12 protein-coding genes are annotated in these 13,895 nt (G+C 71.7%); 8 read left to right on the top strand and 4 right to left on the bottom strand.

The genetic code is table 11. The features are described 5' to 3' along the window. Positions 1-329: 329 nt before the first annotated feature. Entirely contained in the window at positions 330-950 is a 621-nt protein-coding gene (locus tag VF092_16515; GenBank protein HEX6748904.1) for a superoxide dismutase, read from the bottom strand. Positions 951-1,425: 475 nt separating this feature from the next. Further along, positions 1,426-1,971 carry a DUF2939 domain-containing protein gene (locus VF092_16510; GenBank protein HEX6748903.1) on the bottom strand — a complete coding sequence of 182 codons (546 nt, stop codon included), beginning with the start codon at positions 1,969-1,971 and terminating at the stop codon, positions 1,426-1,428. A gap of 287 nt (positions 1,972-2,258) precedes the next feature. Between VF092_16510 and VF092_16505 the strand changes: the two genes are divergently transcribed. The 6 genes from VF092_16505 to VF092_16480 all read left to right on the top strand — a co-directional run bounded on the left by VF092_16505 (position 2,259) and on the right by VF092_16480 (position 8,828). Continuing rightward, complete coding sequence (locus tag VF092_16505) at positions 2,259-3,494, top strand: 2,3-bisphosphoglycerate-independent phosphoglycerate mutase (protein HEX6748902.1); 1,236 nt, start codon at positions 2,259-2,261, stop codon at positions 3,492-3,494. 162 nt (positions 3,495-3,656) lie between these two features. Then, entirely contained in the window at positions 3,657-4,970 is a 1,314-nt protein-coding gene (locus VF092_16500; GenBank protein HEX6748901.1) for a PAS domain-containing sensor histidine kinase, read from the top strand. A 277-nt stretch (positions 4,971-5,247) separates the two neighbouring features. Further along, a complete protein-coding gene (locus VF092_16495; protein HEX6748900.1) occupies positions 5,248-6,219 on the top strand; it encodes a universal stress protein in 972 nt (323 codons plus the stop codon). A 23-nt stretch (positions 6,220-6,242) separates the two neighbouring features. Then, entirely contained in the window at positions 6,243-6,479 is a 237-nt protein-coding gene (locus VF092_16490; protein HEX6748899.1) for a BON domain-containing protein, read from the top strand. A gap of 170 nt (positions 6,480-6,649) precedes the next feature. Continuing rightward, complete coding sequence (locus tag VF092_16485; protein HEX6748898.1) at positions 6,650-8,086, top strand: MBL fold metallo-hydrolase; 1,437 nt, start codon at positions 6,650-6,652, stop codon at positions 8,084-8,086. 268 nt (positions 8,087-8,354) lie between these two features. Continuing rightward, positions 8,355-8,828 (top strand): hypothetical protein, encoded by a 474-nt coding sequence (locus tag VF092_16480; protein ID HEX6748897.1) that lies wholly within the window; start codon positions 8,355-8,357, stop codon positions 8,826-8,828. A 46-nt stretch (positions 8,829-8,874) separates the two neighbouring features. Here VF092_16480 and VF092_16475 read toward each other — a convergent pair whose 3' ends face one another. Further along, the gene (locus VF092_16475) at positions 8,875-10,062 is read right to left on the bottom strand and encodes a YbhN family protein (GenBank protein HEX6748896.1); all 1,188 of its coding nucleotides are present in this window, start codon (positions 10,060-10,062) and stop codon (positions 8,875-8,877) included. 501 nt (positions 10,063-10,563) lie between these two features. On the opposite strand from VF092_16475, the gene VF092_16470 reads away from it, so the two are divergent. Continuing rightward, a complete protein-coding gene (locus VF092_16470) occupies positions 10,564-11,868 on the top strand; it encodes a hypothetical protein (GenBank protein HEX6748895.1) in 1,305 nt (434 codons plus the stop codon). A gap of 3 nt (positions 11,869-11,871) precedes the next feature. Here VF092_16470 and VF092_16465 read toward each other — a convergent pair whose 3' ends face one another. Then, a complete protein-coding gene (locus tag VF092_16465; protein ID HEX6748894.1) occupies positions 11,872-12,045 on the bottom strand; it encodes a hypothetical protein in 174 nt (57 codons plus the stop codon). A gap of 320 nt (positions 12,046-12,365) precedes the next feature. On the opposite strand from VF092_16465, the gene VF092_16460 reads away from it, so the two are divergent. Then, entirely contained in the window at positions 12,366-13,832 is a 1,467-nt protein-coding gene (locus tag VF092_16460; GenBank protein HEX6748893.1) for an RNB domain-containing ribonuclease, read from the top strand. Positions 13,833-13,895 lie beyond the last annotated feature (63 nt).

Below are 13,895 nucleotides of genomic sequence, written 5' to 3'. Positions count from 1 at the left end.
CTCCCGTGGTCTGCGGGTGACGATGGTGCGGCGACGATGCCGCTGGGCACGCCGCGCGCCGTTTGCGTTTCTCCGGAACGGGTGGGCGCTCGTCGGGTCCCCAATCGTGCGGCGGCCTGCCAACATCGTCCCGGCGCCCTCGCACGCGCAAGCGCTCGCCACGGATTCGCGGACGTGCTGCGGAGCCGGGTAGCAGAGCGCCCCGCCGCCGGGATTGCGGCGACGGGGCTCAGGGTGTCGGGCGGGTTGCGCATGCCCCCATAATGAACGACGCGCCCCCTCCGGTAGCCGGCGGGGGCGCGTTGTATGTAAAACGGGGCGGAGAGCGTTCAGCTCGCGCCGGCGCCGCGCTTGTAGCGGGCGTTCACCTCGTCCCAGTTGACGGTGTTGAACCAGGCGTCCAGGTAGTCGGGGCGGCGGTTCTGGTACTTCAGGTAGTAGGCGTGCTCCCACACGTCGATCCCCAGGACCGGGAACTTGCCGTCCATCAGCGGGCTGTCCTGGTTGGCGGTGTCGGTCACCTCCAGGCGCCCGCCATTCACCACCAGCCACGCCCACCCGCTGCCGAAGCGCCCCTTCCCGGCGTTCACCAGCTTCTCCTTCAGCCCCGCGAAGCCGCCGAAGGTGGCGTTGATGGCCTCGGCGATGGGGCCCGTGGGCTCGCCGCCGCCGCCCGGCCCCATGATCTGCCAGAACATGCTGTGGTTGCTGTGCCCGCCGCCGTTGTTGCGCACGGCCGTGCGGATGTCCTCGGGCACCTCGCCGATGCGCCGCAGCAGGTCGTCGACGTCGTTCCCGGCGTCGAACTCGGGGTGCTTCTCGAGCGCGGCGTTGAGGTTGTCTACGTAGGTCTTGTGGTGCTTGTCGTGGTGGATCTCCATCGTCTTCGCGTCGATGTGCGGCTCCAGCGCGTCGAACGCGTACGGCAGATCCGGCAGGGTGAACGGCATCATGCACCTCCCATCGGGTTTCAGGTCCAACTCCCCTCCCCGCACCTCCACACGGACCGGTCTTTCCGAACGGTGCGAGAGGCTCTGCGCGGTGAATGTAGGCGATCGCGAATTTTTCGCCACCGGCCGTTCGTACAGGGTGCGCGCTGTACCGCGGAGCGTGATGAACTGCGGATTCGGGCGTGTTCCGCGCCGAGACGCGGAACCGGGCTGCGCGCGCGGTAGGGCACGATACCGCTGTGCCCAACCGCGCCGGGCCACCGCCGCGCCCGGAATCTCCGCGGGTTGCCGGCGATGGTGCACGCGCGGCGGCGTCCCGGCCCTTCGGGCGCGCATCCCTCACGCAAGTCCCGTCGCCGCGCTGAGTTCTCCCCTGTCTCCCGCAGTCTGGGAGAATCGAGATGAGGAGCAGACAACAACGCCCCGGCTCATGTCGAGCCGGGGCGCATTTCGTGATCTTCCGCCGATCCGCGGATCAGTTCGCGTCCCGCGCGGCGGGGAGGCGGATGCCGCTCAGGCGCCAGTGGATCAGGCCGTCGCGGCGCAGCAGCAGCGCCATCCGCTCGGCGCCGTCGTTCTTGCCCACGAAGTGCACCACGAACAGGTCCACGCCCTCGTAGCCGCGCTTCACCTTCACGTCCTTCACCCGCACGCGCGCGTCCGAGTGGCCGTCGCGGTGGCTGCCGGGGCGTTCGCCCTGCGTCAGCGCGGCGATGCCGCTGGGCGTCACGAACGCGTCCACGAGCGGGCTGGCGACCGCGCCGGCGAGCAGGCCGCCCAGCACGCCCAGCGGGTTGCCACGGCGGCCCACCGAGTGCTCCACGGCCGAGCGCACGTTGGTCTTCACGCTCTCGCGCAGCGCGGGGAAGTCGACGAGCTCGTTCAGCGTCTCGGTGTCGCCTTCCTTCGCGGCCTTCTGCAGGCGGCTCATCGCCAGGTACGGGGTGAAGTACATCCACAACGCCCCGAACAGCACCGCCAGGATGAGCAGGGACGAAAACGCGCTTCTCTTCTTCGCCATTCGTGGTCTCTGATTCCGGTGGAGTTGACGGCCGGCGGAAGGGAGGGCCGGCGTGGCGGAAAGATAACCCCTTGCACCGCAACGAGGAACGGGTGCGTCGCGCCCACGGTCGTGTGTACCCGCGGGAAATCTCCCGGGGTCCGCGCGATCGAGATCGTACCCGAATCGCAAGGGAGCACATGGATTCGCGTCCGACTCGACGGATCGTGGCGGTTCGTCACGATGCGGCCGCCTTCGGGCGCGCTTCTCGCAAATCGGGGGGCCGGACCGCGGACGGAGACGGGTGCGTGAGCGACGAACGGGTGCCTCTTACGCCGGGGCAGGCGCTGCTGCACGGGCTGCTGGAGCCCGCGCCGACGAAGATCGTGCTGGTGGTGATGGACGGCCTGGGCGGACTGCCGATGGAGCCCGGCGGTCCGACGGAGCTGGAGGCGGCCGCCACGCCCAACCTCGACCGGCTGGCGGCGGAGGGGACCGTCGGCCTCTCCGTGCCCGTGGCGCCGGGGATCACGCCGGGGTCGGGCGTGGGACACCTGGCGCTCTTCGGCTACGATCCGGTGGCCCACCCCGTCGGCCGCGGCATCCTCGAGGCGCTGGGGATCGGAATGGAGGTGGGGCCCGGCGACGTGGCGGTGCGCGGCAACTTCTGCACGCTGGCGGACGACGGCACCGTGGCCGACCGCCGCGCCGGCCGCATTTCCACCGAGGAATGCGCGCGGCTGGTGGAGAAGCTGCGCGGCGCCGTCTCCGTCCCCGGCGTGGAGCTGACGCTGGAGCCGGTGCGCGACTACCGCATGGCCGTCCGCTTCCGCGCCCCCGGCCTGGGCGACCGGGTGAACGACACCGATCCGCTGGAGACCGGCCTCCGCCCCGTCGACCCGCAGGGCGACGACCCGCCGAGCCAGCGGACCGCCCGCGCCGCCGCCGACCTCCTGCGCCAGGCGCGCGACGTCCTGCGCGACGAGCATCCGGCCAACTACCTGCTCCTGCGCGGCTTCTCCGCCCTCCCGCACTTCCCGTCCTTCGCGGACGCGTACGGGGTGAGCGCGGCGGCGCTGGCGCTCTATCCCACCTACCGCGGGCTCGCGCGGCTGGTGGGGATGACGGTGCTGGACGCGGGGAGCACCATCGACGAGCAGATGGCGGCGCTGGCGCGGCACTGGGGCGAGCACGACTTCTTCTTCGTGCACCACAAGCCCACCGACAGCAGCGGCGAGGACGGCGACTTCGCGCGCAAGTGCGGGGCGATCGAGGCGCTGGACGCGGCGCTCCCGGAGATCCTGGCGCTGCGCCCGGACGTGGTCTGCGTCACCGGCGACCACTCCACGCCGGCGCGGATGCGGGCGCACTCCTTCCATCCCGTCCCCCTCCTCGTGTGGGCGCCCGCCGCCGCGCGCCCCGACGAGGTGGCGAGCTTCGGCGAGCGGCCGTGCATGCGCGGCGGGCTGGGCCATCTCCTGGCGGAGGACCTGATGCCGGTGCTCCTGGCGCACGCCCACCGGCTGAAGAAGTACGGCGCCTGAGGAGCGACGGCAGCGCGCCCGGGGCCGGAGGATCTCGCCGCTCCGGCACATGTACAATGTTTGGAACGGGATACACCGCGTATCTTCTGGCACGTGAGTCGCGTGCCATGCTCCTGTTTGCGCGGGGATCCCGGAGTCGCGGACGGCGGACACGACTTGCCCATGTCGGAAAACACCCCATCGGACCTTCCCGGCTGGACTCCCGGCGACGAGGGATTCGACCCCGACTCCCTCGACCGGCAGGGGTCCGACGGCTCGACCATGCTGGCGGACCTGCACCGCCTGCTGATCGAGAGCGTCCGCGACTACGCCATCTTCGCGCTCGACAAGACCGGCCACATCCTCACCTGGAACCCCGGCGCCCAGCGCTTCAAGGGCTACACGGCCGACGAGATCATCGGGCAGCACTTCTCCGTCTTCTATCCCCCCGAGGACATCGCCACACGCAAGCCGTGGTGGGAGCTGGAGGTGGCCGAGGAGGAGGGCCGCTTCGAGGACGAGGGGTGGCGGCTGCGCAAGGACGGCACGCGCTTCTGGGCCAACGTGGTGATCACCGCGCTGCGCGGCGAGGGCGGCGAGCTGGTGGGCTTCGCCAAGGTCACGCGCGACCTGACCGAGCGCCGCGCCGGCGAGCTGCGCGCGGTGGAGGATGCCCGCCGCCTTGCCGCCGAGGAGACGGGCCGGGTGATGGCCGAGGAGCGCGCCACCGAACTGGCCGAGCTCAACGAGCGGCTGCGGGTGCAGGCCGAGGAGCTCGACCAGCGGAAGCGCGAGGCCGAAGAGGCCAACCGGATGAAGAGCGAGTTCCTGGCCGCCATGTCGCACGAGCTGCGCACGCCGCTGAACGCCATCGGCGGCTACGCCGAGCTGCTGGCGATGGGCGTGCACGGCCCCATCACCCCCGGACAGAAGAGCGCGCTGGAGCGGGTGCAGCGCAACCAGCAGCACCTGCTGGGGCTGATCAACGACATCCTCAACTTCAGCCGGCTCGAGGCGGGCGAGGTCACCTACGCGCGCGATCCCGTGCCCCTGCGCGAGTCCATTGCCGCCGCGGCGCAGATGGTGGCCGTCTCGGCCGAGCGGAAGGGGGTGGAGATGGAGGTGCGCGAGGGACCCGGCGTCGCCGCGCTGGCCGACGGGCCCAAGGTGGAGCAGATCCTCCTCAACCTCCTTTCCAACGCCATCAAGTTCACCGAGTCCGGCGGGCGTATCACCCTGGAGCACCAGGCCGAGGGCGACCGCGTGCGCATCCTCGTCCGCGACACGGGGATCGGCATCCCCGCCGACCAGATCGACCAGGTGTTCGAGCCGTTCGTGCAGGTGGGCCGCAGCCTGACGCACCCGGCCGAGGGGACGGGGCTGGGGCTCGCCATCTCGCGCGAGCTGGCCCGCGCCATGGGCGGCGACCTGACGGTCCGGAGCGAGGAGGGCACGGGCTCCGTCTTCACCGTCACCCTCCCCCGCGCGACGGACTGACTTCCCCGTCAGCAAGCCGATCCAAAAGAAATCTCACACGGAGGGAACGGAGGAAACGGAGAAACTGATCGTTCAGTCCTCCGTTTCCTCTGTTCCCTCCGTGTGAGACTTTCTGTTTTCCGGCCGCCGCATTGGGAGACGATGCGGACGCTCCCCGACACGCCGCCCGCCATCCCCCGACACCCGCCGTTCCCCGCCGCCCGCAACCTTGGGATGCATGCGGACGTGCGCCCCTGATCGAGCGCACCCGCCCAACCGACGCACGCGGGAGGACCCCATGCCCGAATCCATCCGGACCATCGTGGTCGGCGTGGCCACGCTGGCGCACGACGACCCCGCGCATCCGCACGCGGGCGAGGACCCGGTGCTGGCCCCCGCGGTGGAGCTGGCGCGCGGGCTCGGCGCGCTGCTGCACGTGGTGCACGTGTACGAGATCCCCACGCCCGTGCTGGCCGCCTACGCCCAGTACGTACCGTACGTGGACGAGGAGCTGCGCGGCCGCTACGGGCGCGACGTGCTGGCCCGGCTCGAGGCGCAGGTCGCGCGATTCGGCTACGACCGCATCCGCTGCCACTCCGTCGAGGGCTCGCCCGGGCGCACGCTGGTGGAGCTCGCCTCGCGTGAGCACGCCGGGCTGATCGTCGTCGGCGCCACGCGGCGGGGACGGTTCTGGCGCAACCTGCTGGGGACCACGGCCGACCGGGTGATCCGCGGCTCGCCGGTGCCCGTGCTGGTGGTGCACCAGCCGTTCGCCGCGCCCGTGCGCCGCGTGCTGCTGACCACCGACCTGTCGCACGAGAGCGCGCGGCTGCACGACCGCGGCGCCGACACCGCCGTCGCGCTGTTCGGCGACCGGCTGGCGCTGCGCACGCTGATGGTGGTGTGGTTCGACGTCCTCCTCCCGCCGCCGCTCAAGGAAGACGCGCTCCGCGAGGAGGCACAGGCCGAGCTGCGCGCGTTCGTCGCCGAGCGCCCGCGCGGCGCCCGCATCGAGCCGCGCGTGCGCTTCGGCGAGGTGGCGCGCGAGGTGGTGCGCGAGGCCGAGGAGTGGCAGGCCGACCTGGTCGTGCTGGGGACGCACGGCCGCTCCGGCTTCTCGCGCCTGGCGCTGGGAAGCACCGCGGCGGCCACGCTGCGCGGCGCCTGCTGCAACGTCCTCGTCGTCCCGCGCGCGGCCGTCGCCGTCGCCCCGCGCCTCGTGGCGGAGCCGGCGTTGGAGATCGCGCCGCGGCCCGCGCTGGCGCTGTGAGCGCGGACGAGCGGGAGATGGGAATGAGGACGCCCGCCGAGCTCCAGCGCGACGTGCTCGACGAGCTGGCGTGGGAGCCGGAGATCGACCCCGCGACGGTCGCGGTGACGGTGCGCGGCCGCGACGTCACCCTCACCGGCGCCGTCCCCACCGTCGCGGGGCGGCATGCCGCGGAGACGGCCGCGCGGCGCGTGTGGGGCGTACGGCGCGTGGCCAACGCGCTGGCGGTCGAGCCGGCGCCGGTGCTCGCCGCCGTCTGAGCGCGTGCGATCCCGCCGCTTCGGGACGTGAGGCGGCGGGATCGCGCACGCCGGGTCGCCGCGGCGTTCCCGTCCGCACGGCGCACTTGACGGCACCGGCGCGCGGGCAGACCTTCTTCGCGCGCCGCGAGCCGATGGCGCGCCGACGGGATCCATTGACCTGCATCTCCATGATCCTCAAGCGTTTCTACGACGAGAAGCTGGCGCACGCGAGTTGGCTGGTGGGGTGCGACGCCACCGGCGAGGCGCTGGTCGTCGATCCCAACCGCGACGTCGGCCGGTACCTCGACGCCGCCGCGCGCGAGAAGCTCCGCATCACCCACGTCGCCGAGACGCACATCCACGCCGACTTCGTCTCCGGCGCGCGCGAGCTGGCCCGCTGCACCGGCGCCACGCCCTACCTCTCCGCCGAGGGCGGCGAGGAGTGGCGCTATCGCTGGGCGAAGGATGCGGGCGCCGTGCTGATGGAGGACGGGTCGCGCTTCATGGTCGGCAACGTGCGCATCGACGTGATGCACACCCCGGGGCACACCCCCGAGCACGTCTGCCTCGTCGTCACCGACACCGCCGGCGCCGACCGGCCCATGGGCGTGTTCACCGGCGACTTCGTGTTCGTCGGCGACGTCGGCCGCCCCGACCTGCTGGAGCGCGCCGCCCACTACGCGGGAACGATGGAGGCCGGCGCGCGCACCCTGTTCGCCTCGCTGCGGCGCTTCAAGGCCGCGCTTCCGGACTGGGTGCAGCTGTGGCCCGCGCACGGCGCCGGCTCGGCGTGCGGCAAGGCGCTCGGCGCCGTCCCCTCCAGCACGCTGGGCTACGAGAAGCTGTTCAACTGGGGATTGGCGGCCGACGACGAGGACGCGTTCGTGCGCGAGGTGCTGGCCGGGCAGCCCGAGCCGCCCATGTACTTCGCGGAGATGAAGCGGGTGAACCGCGACGGGCCGCGCGTGCTGGGCGGCTTCCGCGCGCCGCGCCGCCTTCCCGCCGCGCAGCTGGCCGCCCTCGCCGCCGCCGGCGAGACGGTGCTCGACACGCGCCGCGCCGAGGCCTTCGCCGCGCGCCACGTCCCGGGGACGCTCAGCGTGCCGCTGGGGAAGTCGTTCGTCACCTGGGCCGGCTCCATCGTCCCGTACGGGCGCCCGGTGTGGCTGGTGATCGAGGACGAGAGCGTGGCCGAGACGGTGCGCGACCTGGCGATGATCGGCATCGACGACGTCGCCGGCTTCTTCTCCCCCGAGGCGGTGGATGCCGCGGTGCGCGAGAGCGGCCGCGCGGGCTCGGTGCCCTACATCTCCGCGGACGAGCTGGAGGCCCTGCGCCCCGCCGGCGCGGCGGAGATCGTGGACGTGCGCAACTCGTCGGAGTTCGAGCCCGGCCACCTCCCCGGCGCGGTGAACCTGCCGCTGGGCCGCCTGCCCGAGCGCCTCGGGGAGCTCCCGCGCGACCGTACGCTGGTCGTCCACTGCCAGACCGGCGCGCGGGCAGGGATCGCAGCCGCGCTGCTCAAGGCGCGCGGCTTCACCGACGTCGTCCACCTCGCCGGCGACTACGCCGAGTGGGTCCGTGCCGGCCGCCCCATCGAACGCGAAGTGCCGGTCGCGGTCTGATCGATCTCGATCCGAAACGCGAAAACCCTCTCCGGCGCGCTGGAGAGGGTTTTCGGCTTTGATCGAGGAAATCGCCGGGCAGATGATCGCCCGGCGGAACGTCGTCTTGGTCCTGTCCGGCGCCGCACCACACGCATTCGCGGAGCTTTCCGCGCCGCGAGTGCCCTCCATCTCCCGTCCATTCCGATCTCCCGCTCGCCCTAGCGTGCACAGCGCCAGGTGGATCTGTCGATCAGGGCGATAGGGAAGGGGGATGATGAGACAGACGATGGCGATTCCGCTCCTGCTGCTGGCCGGCGTGGCGCTGTGCGCTGATGGTGCGCCGCGCGTCGACCCCGTCGTGGCGGCGATGGATGCGATGATCCAGGAGGAGTACCGCTCGTCCGCCGCGTACGAGCGCTTCGCGCGCGACTTCGGCGCCGTGCCGCCGTTCGCCGGGTGGGCGGCCGTCGAGCGCAACCACGCCGAGCTGATCGGCCTGCTCTACACCGACCGCGGCCTGGGCGTCCCGCCGAGCCGGTGGAGCGCCGGAGCGGTGCCCTCGCACCGCGTGCTCTCCGCCGCCTGCGGCGCGCTGCTGGCCGTCGAGAGCGAGGTGATCCGTCGCTACGACGCGTACCTGGAGGACCGCACCCTCCCCACCGACGTGCGCCGCGTCTTTCGCCACAACCGCGGCGTCGCGGGCCGCGAGCACGTGCCCGAGCTGCGCCTGTGCAGCCTGCGCGACATGGTGCCGCGCTGACCGTCCTTCGAGCGGGAGAATGGGATGGAGAGGGAGATGGCGAAATCTATCCGGCCGACGACGTCTCCGTGGGCTGGCGATCCGTCTCGCGCCGCCCCCACCGCGGGGGGATGTCGCGGCCGGTGCGCTTGGTGGGGATCTGCAGCAGGGGGATCATCCCGAAGCCGATGAAGTTCGGCATCCAGAACGCGATCACGCGATAGGCCAGCACCACCACCGTGGCCGTGGCCGCCGGCACGCCGAAGCCGTGGTACAGCGCGATCATCGTCCCCTCCACCAGCCCGATGCCGCCGGGGATCACGGCCACCTTGCCCAGCAGCAGCGGCAGCGCGTACCCCGACAGCAGCTTGCCGGGCGTCACCGGGTGCCCGGCGGCGACGAAGAGCCAGAACATGGCGCCCATGTCCAGCACCACGCCCATCGCCGCCGCGGCTACCGGCGCCTTCCAGCCGCGCGTCTTGAGGATGTGGAACGCGTCGAAGAGGCGGTCCACCGTGCCCAACAGTCGCTCCGGCTGCGGCTCCTTCTTCCGCAGCCGCGCCCACTTCTCCTGCAGCATGCAGAGCCGGCGCTTGGCCGCGTCGCGGTGGCTGGAGCCCCAGAGCAGCGCCCCGGCCACCGCCACCAGCAGCGCCAGCGACAGGCTGAACGCGATCCACAGCGTGGTGGACAGATCCTGGAAGATGACCAGCTCCACCATCCCCACCAGCGCGAACGCGGCGATGGTGGCGGCGTTCAGCAGCGTGGGCAGCCACCCGGCCAGCAGCGCGCCCTCCGCGCGGATCCCCGCGTCGCGCAGCCAGCGGAAGCTGCTCCCGCCGATCCCCACCAGCCCGCCCGCCACCAGCCCCACGGCGCCCGACGCCAGCGTCACCGCGAACGCGCGGTTCAGCGTCAGCACCTGCCCGGTGAGCCCCACGATGCGCCTCATCATGTAGCCCAGCGCCACGTAGCTCAGCAGCTCGGAAAGGATCGCCAGCCCCACCGCCCACGGCCGCATGGTGCGGAGCACCCTGGCGGAGTCCTGCAGGTCGCCCAGCTGCGGCATGATCAGGTGCACCGCCAGCGCCAGGAGGGCCAGCACCACCACCCAGCGCACCCAGCGGAGGGGACCGGCCTTCTTCGCCTCTTCCTCGAGCTCCGCCACCTCGTGCTCCCAGCGCGGATCGAAGTCCGGCTCCGGCGGAAACGGAGACGGGTCGTCCTGGCGTCGGTGGAAGCGGGTGTCGGTCACGGTTGGCGGCCTCCGGGTCGGTCCTCGCGCGGCGGGATACGCATGCTCCACGCCGGACAGGCCCCGAAAGTTTCAAACTGGTGGGATGATGATCTCGGCCGCGAGCCGTCGCTGCATCGTCCTGGGCGACACCGAGGCCCGCGAGCCGACAGCCAATCTACCGCGCTCCCGCCCCGCGCGCGAAGCCGGCCCGCGCCCCGCCGGCAGCGTCACGGCGTCCGGGGCGGACTGATGGGCCGGAGATCGAGGAGGAAAAACGAGGAAACCACGGAGCGTCAGGTTGGGCGAACCTGATGCAGAATCGGCAGATGCGTTCACGGTGAAAAGAAATTGTACCGGGGAGGTTCCGAAACGCGACGGTTTGTATAAGATTGTCTCTACGGCCGCGCGCCGCCCTCCCGCGCGCGGCGCCCAGGAACTTTTCGCTTGCGCCCGGTTATCTTGCGCCGTACGCTTCCGGGATACGTGCAACCGGCCCCGCCGTTTCCGCTCGAACCCGACATGCGCCTCGCCACCAGCCGCCGCACCCGCCAGCCCAGCCCGAACCGGCGGCAGCGCGTCCCTCCGGCCCTCACACGCGGCATCGAGCGGGTGGAGGCCATTTCCATTCTGGACGAAATCCCCGGCGATCTCGGGCTGACGCTCTGGCGCTCGGCCCGCAACGTGCTTCTCTGGGCCGAGACCCCGGCCGGCAGCCGCGCCGCCCTGTTCGCCGGCGACGCCGCCCGTACGCGCCGCGACGAGCTGGCGCACGCCGACGTCGATCCCGAGCTCCGCGCCCCCCTGTCCGTCTTCACCGACCTGCTCCGCGACCCCGCCGGCGCCGACGTGCTGCGCCTGGTGAACGCCTGCCGCCGCGTGGCCGCGTGGGCCGAGCAGCGCGGCGCCATGCACACCGTGCTGGAGTTCTCGCAGGCCGCCGCCCTGGTGTCCCCCGAATCGGCGTCGCTGGCATTCATCGTCGGCCGCGTCGCCCGAAAGCTCGCCGAGTACGACCGTGCCGAGAGCTGGTACACGCGCGCGACGGTGCAGGCCCGGGAGGCGCAGGACTGGAATGCGTTCACGTCCGCGCTGGCCGGCATGGGCAACCTGCATTTCCAGCGGGGGAACTTCCCCGCCGCCCGACGCATGCACCAGCGTTGCCTCGCCGCTGCGACCCGCCACGGGGTCAGGGAGCTGGTGGCTGCATCGTATCACAACCTGTTCGACATCGAGGTGGCGACCGAGGCTGGGCCCCACACGGATACGCTGGCGGCACGCGCGCTGGACAATTACGAGCCCGGCAATGAGAACGTGCCTCGCCTGGCGTACGACGTGGCGATGTACTGGATGCTGCGCGGCGAGTTTGCCGCTGCGCTCCAGGTTGCGCTCGCGCTCGCCGACGTGATCGACGAACCGGCCGTGCGACCCATCGTTCAGGGGCTCGTCGGCCGTGCGGCAGGAGCGCTTGGCGACCGCGAGATGTTCGTCGCGGCCGCCGCACTGGTGGACGATTTGTTGAGTGACCCGGCTATTCCAGGTGAGACCGCGGCCAGAACGCTTCTCGGCCTTGCGCACGGCGCGCTCTCGCTTGGAGACGCGCAGGCTGCGGCCGGCTATGCGGACGAGGCGATGTCGATTGCCCGCAGGCGAGGCGAAGGCCGCGTGTCGATCGAAGCGGAGGCGGTTCTAGAGGCTGCACAGCGGGAGACGGCTTCTTCCACGCGCATCTCCCGTTCGGCGGAAGAGAGTGCGGCAACAGAACTCGCCCGGCGGTTCGTTGCCGTCCTCACTGCGCCAGGAGTGTTGGAGCTCGCCGCCACCTAAGGTTCAGTGGTTGCTCCCGAGGAGTCCGCCGCCTCTCGAGGTCGTGTCGGTCACATCGCCCTCGCGCACGGAAGGCACCGGGGAACGGCGGCTCGGATCAACAGCGGTCGGGGACTGCGCACAGGCCGCCACGTTGGCCAGGATCATCGCGGCGAGCACGGCAATACGGATCTTCATCGGAACGGTCCTTGGGGGTTTTTGAGGGATGGGACGCGGAGGCTTCCGCGTCTGCGGGCGGAAACTATCTCCCACGTGGACGGAGGGGTCGGACATAAGGCGCCTAAAATCGATTAATTCCCGCCACGTTGATCCAACTGCACCAAACTTGTGCTACAGTACACCGGCACCCCGCCGGGCTTTCTTCGGCTGATCGCGTCACTTCCCGCCTTCGAGTAGTTCCTGCGAAATTCATAGCATGCTGGCGCGGAACAGGGGTACGCCGCAGGTTAGTCGGGCGTCTCCACCCTGGGCAGTTTCCCGTCTTCCCCTGCCGACAAATGCCCGCTCGCAGCGGAACCGACCCCGGCGTCGCGCTCATCGAGGCCGCATTCACGCGCAAGCGCGAGGCGCTCGGCGTACGGGCCGAGTTTCCGCCGGAGGTCGTCCAGGCCGCGGAGGCGGCGGCGCGGAGCGACCCCGCGTCGGCACCTGGAAGGACGGACCTCACCGGCATCCCCTTCGTCACCATCGACCCGCCGGGGAGCCGCGACCTGGACCAGGCGCTGCGGCTGGAGCGCGCGGGCGGCGGGTTCCGCGTGTGGTACGCCATCGCCGACGTGGGCTTCTGGGTGGATGCGGACGGGCCGCTGGAGCGCGAGGCGTGGCTGCGGGGGACGACCTTCTATGCGCCCGACTGCCGGAAGTCGCTCTATCCCCCGGCGCTCAGCGAAGGCGCGGCCAGCCTCCTTCCCGGTGCGGTGAAGCCCGCGTTCGTCTTCGCGTTCGAGCTGGACGAGCGCGCGGAGATCGTGTCGTGGACGATGGAGCGGGCGCTGGTGCGCAGCCGCGCGCAGCTCACCTATCAGCAGGCGCTCGAGCACGTCGAAGGCGGCGGAAACCGGTTTCGCGGCGAGGAGTGGGCGGACTCGCTGGTGGTGCTCAAGGAGTTCGGCGAGCGGCGGCGCGAGCGCGAGGCGGAGCGCGGCGGCGTCTCCCTGCCGATCCTGACGCAGCACGTGCAGCGCACCGCGGCCGCGCGGCTGGGCTACGAGCTGGAGTACGAGCAGCCCAGCCTGTCCGAGGACTGGAACTCGCAGGTGTCGCTGCTGACCGGCCATGCGGCGGCGCTGCGGATGGTCGAGGCGAAGGTCGGCATCCTCCGCGTCCTGCCGCCGGCGGAGGAGGGCGCGATCGCCAAGTTCCGCCGGGCCGCGAAGGCGCTGCGCTTCCCATGGCCGCCCACCGTCTCCTATGCGGAGTTCATCCGCGGGATCGACCTGGCCAACCCCAACGCGGCGGCGCTCGTCTGGCAGGCCAAGCGGGTGATGCGCGGGGCGGACTACGTGGCCTTCGACGGCCAGGTGCCGGCGGATCCGCAGCATCACGCGCTGGCGATGGTGTACGCGCACTGCACGGCCCCGCTCCGCCGCCTGGCCGACCGCTACGTGCTGGAGCTGGTGGCCGACCTCTTCGCCGGGCGCGGGCCCGATCCGCGGGTGCGGGCGCGCCTCCCCCAGCTGGCGAAGGTGATGAACGACGCCGATACGCGCGCCAGCCGGCTGGACCGAGCGGTGGTCGACGTCGCCGAGGCGTGGATGCTGCGCGGGCGCGTGGGCGAGCACTTCCACGCGACGGTGCTGGGGATCCACGACGGTCGGGTGGAGGTGCAGATCGAGGATCCCCCGGTGCGCGCCGAGGCGGAGCGCGGACCGCACGCGCAGTGGCTGGACCTGGGCGAGCGCGTGCAGGTGAAGCTCACCGGCGTGGAGGTGGAGGAGGGGAAGACCACCTTCGAGCTGGTGTGAGCCGCGAGGGGCCGCCGTCGAGGCGGCCCTTCATCGTCTCGTAATCCTGCGGCGGCAACGCTC

It is taken from the genome of Longimicrobium sp., from assembly GCA_036377595.1.
In the GTDB taxonomy this organism is placed as follows: Bacteria; Gemmatimonadota; Gemmatimonadetes; order Longimicrobiales; family Longimicrobiaceae; genus Longimicrobium.
This window is presented reverse-complemented; position numbering and strand designations above follow the sequence as displayed.